3 protein-coding genes are annotated in these 4,105 nt (G+C 74.7%); 2 read left to right on the top strand and 1 reads right to left on the bottom strand.

The genetic code is table 11. From position 1 onward, the window contains the following. Positions 1-946, bottom strand: a 946-nt coding sequence (locus N866_RS16640; RefSeq protein WP_155855436.1) for a sigma-70 family RNA polymerase sigma factor, incomplete at its 3' end; no start/stop codon positions are given. Positions 947-1,091: 145 nt separating this feature from the next. Between N866_RS16640 and N866_RS16635 the strand changes: the two genes are divergently transcribed. Both N866_RS16635 and N866_RS16630 read left to right on the top strand, forming a co-directional pair. Further along, entirely contained in the window at positions 1,092-1,853 is a 762-nt protein-coding gene (locus N866_RS16635) for a hypothetical protein (protein ID WP_034228518.1), read from the top strand. 78 nt (positions 1,854-1,931) lie between these two features. Further along, entirely contained in the window at positions 1,932-4,055 is a 2,124-nt protein-coding gene (locus N866_RS16630) for a prolyl oligopeptidase family serine peptidase (protein ID WP_052023182.1), read from the top strand. The last annotated feature ends 50 nt before the right edge of the window (positions 4,056-4,105 follow it).

Raw genomic sequence — 4,105 nt, 5'->3', positions numbered from 1 at the left:
CCGCGGCCGGGGTGGCGGCACCCATGCCCGCACCAGCACCCGAGCCCGCACCAGCACCCGATCCCGCACCCGTGCCAGCGCCCGCGCCCGAGCCGGCACCCGTCCCCGCGGCCGCCGCGGCGGCGCCGGAGATCGCGCCACCGAAGCCCACACCCTCCAGGACGGTCCAGGCGACCGCACCGAGCACGAGCGGCGCGATGACCGCCCGCATGCCGTGGTTGACGTCCCCGAGCTCGAGCACGAGCGCGCGGCAGGCCAGGCACTCGTCGAGGTGCGACTCCACCAGCGCCGTCTCGCGCTTGGCCAGGCCGCCGCGGACGTAGGAGCCGAGCTTGGCGTTGACGATGCGGCAGGCGTCGTCGAGCGGGGCCGCGAGGTGCTGCTGCAGGTAGGCCTGGCGCAGCCCTTCCCGCGCCCGGTACGCGAGCGCCGCGACGCCGTTGGCGGTCAGGCCGAGGACGGGGGCGATGTCGGCCGGCGACATCTGCTCGACCTCGGTGTACCAGAGCACCGCCTGCCACCGCTCCGGCAGGGAGCGGAAGGCCTCGGAGACGACGCCGCGCTCGAAGTCGAGCATCGTCGGTTCCTCGGTCGACTCCCCCGGGCCGACGGCGGACTCGAGGGTCGCGAGGTCGTCGGTCGGCTGCGCCCGGCGACCGGTCTCGACGCGGTGCATCGCGACGCGGCGCAGGACGGTGAAGAGGTAGGCGCGGAACGCGACGTCCGGTCCCCCGCCCGTGCGGATGGCGGCGAAGACCCGGGAGAAGGCGTCGGCGACGGCGTCCTCGGCGTCGGCGTGGGAGTTGCTGTACTGCCGGGCGACCGACCGGGCGGCGGGGACGTGACGCTCGTAGAGCACGCCGAAGGCGGAGCTGTCGCCCGCGCGGACGGCCGTGATGAGCTCGGCGTCACTGGCGAGGTCCCACCCGCTGCCCACAGCGGTCATGACGCCTCCACCGGATGTCTCGTGCCCCAGCGTCCCACGGCCGCCGGGCTCACTTCGTAGACCCTTCAGGTGACATCGGTCGTTTCACCCGGTTCCTGAAGGCGAAGTCGCGTCATGACCGGCCGGACCCCCGCTCTCATCCCCCGTGAGGACGGACAGGGTCGAGACCCCCGCGGTGGCGCTGCGCGAGCAGTGGCGCGCCCGCACGGTGGAGCACGTGTGGCTGCGACCCGGCGACTGGTACCACCCGGCGGTCGACGCGCTGACCGAGGCCCTCACCTCCGACGGCTCGCTCGCCCCCGCGGCGCACCGCCTCGGGGAGATGCGCGGCTCGACCGGCGTCGGCATCGCCGAGGCGCTCGACGACTTCGCCGTGCTCTTCGAGGTCGTCGGGACGGAGCCGCCCCTGGAGTCCGTGCGCGCCCTGTGCGAGGGCTGGGCAGCCGCGCTCGAGAACGCCCCCGTCCGCGCGAGCTGCATCGACCCGGAGTCCGGCCTCCCGACCGTCGACTACCTCTCGGTGCGCCTCGCCGAGACGTACGGCGCCGCCCGGCGCCACGCCCACCACGCCTTCGTGACCCACGCGCTGCTGCTCGTCGACGTCGCCGTCGGGGACAACCACCCCTGGCGCCGCGCCGCGCGGTCCGCCGCGATGGGCCGCGCGCTCGCCGCCGCGCTCCCCCAGGGGCACCCCATGGCCGCGCTCGGGGGCGGGGCCTTCGCGATCCTCGTCGCGCGCGACTGGGACCTCGGCGGGACGGTCACGCGGCTGCGCGAGGAGGTCAACGAGCACGCCACAGAGCTCGCGATCGGCGAGCTGCTGCGCCAGCCCCCGCGGATCTGGATCGAGCCGCTGCCGGAGACGCACGACCGCGCCGTCGACCTCCTGGAGCACCTGCGCCGCTGACGGCCGGCCCGTCGAACCGAGGGCGTCGTCGGGGGCCGGAGTTGCCCTGCGGGTGGGCGAGCGCGAAGGATCGACGTCGTGACGACTCCCGGGACCTCTTCGACCACCGCGACCGCTCCGACGACAGCTGCGAGGACCGCCGACGACGCCGCACAGGCTGAGGCCCCGCACGACCCGCACCTCTGGCTCGAGGACGTCGACGGCGACGACGCGCTCGCGTGGGTCCGCGAGCGCAACGCCGAGGCGCTGGAGCGGCTCGGCGGCGACCTCCAGACGGCCATCCGCGACGAGATCCTCGAGGTGCTCGACTCCAAGGACAAGATCCCGGGCGTCGGGGAGGCGGGCGGCTACCTCTACAACGTCTGGCAGGACGAGCAGCACGAGCGGGGCCTGTGGCGGCGCACCACCCTGGACAGCTACCGCACGGCCGAGCCGGAGTGGGACGTCCTGCTCGACCTCGACGCGCTGTCGGAGGCGGAGGGTGTCGGCTGGGTGTGGCACGGCGCGAGCATCCTGCGGCCGGACTGCCGGGTGGCGCTCGTGGACCTCTCGCGGGGTGGCTCGGACGCCGATGTCACCCGGGAGTTCGACCTGGAGACCCGGACCTTCGTCGAGGACGGCTTCCGGCGCCCCGAGGCCAAGGGCGGCGTCGGCTGGATCGACCAGGACACCACCTGGCTCACGACGGACACGGGCGAGGGCTCGACGACGACGTCCGGCTACCCGCGGCAGGTCCGGCGCTGGACGCGCGGCACGCCGCTGGAGGAGGCGCCCGTCGTCTTCGAGGCGGAGGTGACGGACCTGGCGGTGTCCGCGCACCACGACCGGTCCCCGGGCTTCGAGCGCGACGTCGTCGTACGGGCGACGGACTTCTACCACCAGCAGGTGTTCCTCGTCGGCGAAGGCGACGCGCTGACCCGCATCGACGTCCCGGACAGCGCCGAGGTGGGGCTGCACCGCGAGTGGCTGCTCGTCGAGCTGCGGGAGGACTGGGCGGTCGGCGGGCGCACCTATGCGGGCGGCTCGCTGCTCGCCGCCCGCCTGGACCCGTTCCTCGCCGGCGACCGCGAGCTGGAGGTCCTCTTCGCGCCGACGCCGACGTCGTCGCTGGCCGCCTCCACCTGGACCCGCTCGCACCTCGTGCTCACGACCCTCGAGGACGTCACCGACCGGGTGCACGTCCTCACGCCGACGGCGGCGGGCTGGCACCGGGTGGAGGTCGCCCCGGCCGACCTGGGCGCCCCCACGCTCGGCACCGTCGTGCTGCGCGCCGTCGACAGCATCGACTCCGAGGACGTGTGGTTCACCGTCACCGGCTTCCTCACGCCGTCGACCTTCGGCCGCGCGACCATCGGGCCCGACGGCGTCGTCGGCGAGCCGGAGCACCTCAAGGCGGGGCCGGCGTTCTTCGACGGCTCGACGCACGAGGTGACGCAGCACCGGGTCACGTCCGCCGACGGCACGGTGATCCCCTACTTCCTCGTGCGCCCGCGCGCCGCCGTCGGGCCCGTGCCGACGCTGCTGTACGGGTACGGCGGCTTCGAGATCTCGCTGCGGCCCTCGTACTCGGGCGGGCTCGGCCGCGCCTGGCTGGCCCGCGGCGGCGCCTACGCGCTGGCGAACATCCGCGGCGGCGGGGAGTACGGGCCGCGCTGGCACCAGCTCGCGCTGCGCGAGAACCGCCATCGCGCCTACGAGGACTTCGCCGCCGTCGCCCGCGACCTCGTGGACCGGGGCGTCACGACGCCGGACCGGCTCGGTGCGCAGGGCGGCAGCAACGGCGGCCTGCTCATGGGGAACATGGTCACGCAGTACCCCGAGCTGTTCGGGGCGATCGTCTGCCAGGTCCCGCTGCTGGACATGCGCCGCTACCACCTGCTGCTGGCAGGGGCGTCGTGGGCCGCGGAGTACGGCGACCCGGACGACCCCGCGGACTGGGCGTTCCTCCAGCACTGGTCGCCGTACCACCTGGTCGAGCCCGGGCGGGCGTACCCGCCCCTGCTGCTGACGACGTCGACGCGTGACGACCGGGTGCACCCCGGCCACGCGCGCAAGTTCGCCGCGCTGCTGCGGGAGGTCGGCGCGGACGTGACGTCCTACGAGAACATCGAGGGCGGCCACGGCGGCGCGGCGACCAACGCCCAGGCCGCGCACATGAGCGCCCTCGCGTACACGTTCCTGTGGCAGCAGCTGGGAGACTGAGGGGGATCGGCCGGGGCGGGCTGGTCGGGTCGGTCGGTCGAGCAGTCGGA

Source organism: Actinotalea ferrariae CF5-4, from assembly GCF_000603945.1.
Classification (GTDB): Bacteria; Actinomycetota; Actinomycetes; order Actinomycetales; family Cellulomonadaceae; genus Actinotalea; species Actinotalea ferrariae.
The sequence above is the reverse complement of the archived record's forward strand: the minus strand, read 5'-3'. Positions and strand labels throughout refer to the sequence as shown.